Origin of the sequence: Marinomonas sp. BSi20584 (assembly GCF_002792415.1) — a bacterium.
Lineage (GTDB): Bacteria > Pseudomonadota > Gammaproteobacteria > Pseudomonadales > Marinomonadaceae > Marinomonas > Marinomonas polaris.
In genome coordinates this window covers 1-1,428 of sequence record NZ_KZ454922.1, presented here as the reverse complement: position 1 = coordinate 1,428, position 1,428 = coordinate 1, and the positions used below count along the sequence as shown (strand labels likewise).

The window sequence follows — 1,428 nt, the reverse complement described above, 5'->3', positions numbered from 1 at the left end:
AGCCTCCTTACTATGAAAAAGCATCGTTCAGAGTGTAGCAGTGTTTTTGGATGTTAAAAGGGGGGCAGACTTCTTTAATTAGGTTTGAGCCCTTTAGCCTAACTAGACTAATTTTTGGGTAGTTTTGCATAGCAATGCTGTGCGATATGATCTGTATATTAATGCACAGCAAGGAAGTGCGAATGTCATTAGAGTTTAAACACCTACTTGACCCGCACAAATATTGAGGTGCCAACAAATGCGTAAAACAAAACGTCGACCAGTTAGCGTTGGTGAAATGCTTAAAATTGAGTTTCTAGAACCGATGAACATTACCTCCAAAGCGTTGGCAGATGCCATGGGCGTGCATCGTAATACCGTCAGCAGCCTTATTAACGGTGGTGTGTTAACCGCACCAATCGCAATAAAGCTAGCAGCCGTCTTTGGCAATACACCAGAATTTTGGTTAAATATTCAACACGCCGTCGATCTTTGGGATACACAAAACCGCTACCAAGAAGAAGCGAAACGGGTAAAGCCTTTGGTGGTAGGCAAGAAAGATGAGTTATATATATAGCGTGTTTTAAGCCTACTCACTAGATTGGATCTGATTCGTCAGTTATACCAATAACTTGATGTGACTGGTTAGCCGCTTTGAGGCTGAGCAAGTGTTTTTTAACCAGCCTTTGTTGATTTTGGCAGACCCTAAACATAGCCAAGGTGAAGAACGTTATCATGCGCTCGGAAAGACAAATGAAACAAGGCTGCTGCATATTACTTTTACCCTTCGCTCTGCTGAGACGTTAATATGTGTTATTTCAGCTCGTGACATGCACCGGAAAGAGAGGAAGATTTATGAGTAAAACTAAAAAAATACCTAATTTTAAGACTGAAGCTGAAGAAAGAGAATTTTGGGAAATCCATGACTCCAGTGATTACATTGACTGGAAAAATGCTCACTCTGTCTCAATGTCAAATTTAAAACCGTCAACAAAAAACCATATCGCTCAGACTTCCAGAAGGCTTATTAGAGAGCATCAAAATAGAAGCTAATAAGCTTGATATGCCCTACCAATCATTAATTAAAGTTTGGCTGGCTGATGATGTTAAACATAGCCGTAATGCTTAAATGTGCAAATGCGCAGTCTTGGAGCTGCAAAGTAGCGGAGAAATTGTCGCTTTGCAGCCAATTGTTATGACGGTTACCCATTTATCCTGCTGTTCAGTCTGAGTGATGGTTTTTTGATACATGCTCATAATGGGTGCCCTTAACAAAGTAGAAATATGACAATATCAAACTGCTTGATAGACTTGAATCTAGATCAGTACAGTGATTGTTGTTGGGGGGTAATGTAGCGTGAGTGATAAAGCCAATCCCTTGATTTTACTGGGTTATAGATATGGGTGGCTTGTTAACTACTCTCACCTTGTTCCAGATAATGAGCAAAT

The 1,428-nt window shown here is 40.3% G+C and carries 4 protein-coding genes; all 4 read left to right on the top strand.

All coding sequences use genetic code 11. The annotated features are described in order from the left end of the window. The first annotated feature begins 238 nt into the window (after window positions 1-238). The 4 genes from TY87_RS22345 (at window position 239) to TY87_RS23040 (ending at window position 1,108) form a co-directional block, all read left to right on the top strand. Entirely contained in the window at window positions 239-556 is a 318-nt protein-coding gene (locus TY87_RS22345) for a HigA family addiction module antitoxin (RefSeq protein ID WP_100188759.1), read from the top strand. Window positions 557-620: 64 nt separating this feature from the next. Continuing rightward, on the top strand, window positions 621-842 hold the full coding sequence (locus TY87_RS22340; protein WP_100188758.1) for a BrnT family toxin: 222 nt from the start codon (window positions 621-623) through the stop codon (window positions 840-842). Then, window positions 835-1,032: a CopG family antitoxin gene (locus tag TY87_RS22335; protein WP_232617221.1), complete on the top strand. Its 198-nt coding sequence runs from the start codon at window positions 835-837 to the stop codon at window positions 1,030-1,032. The genes TY87_RS22340 and TY87_RS22335 overlap by 8 nt, the downstream gene beginning before the upstream one ends. After that, a complete protein-coding gene (locus TY87_RS23040) occupies window positions 980-1,108 on the top strand; it encodes a CopG family antitoxin (protein ID WP_369922645.1) in 129 nt (42 codons plus the stop codon). Before TY87_RS22335 ends, TY87_RS23040 begins: the two co-directional genes overlap by 53 nt. The last annotated feature ends 320 nt before the right edge of the window (window positions 1,109-1,428 follow it).

Excerpts from the sequence above, each read along its gene's own strand:
- TY87_RS22345 (WP_100188759.1), top strand. The coding sequence starts at position 239 with ATGCGTAAAACAAAACGTCGACCAGTTAGCGTTGGTGAAATGCTTAAA.
- TY87_RS22335 (WP_232617221.1), top strand. The coding sequence starts at position 835 with ATGAGTAAAACTAAAAAAATACCTAATTTTAAGACTGAAGCTGAAGAA.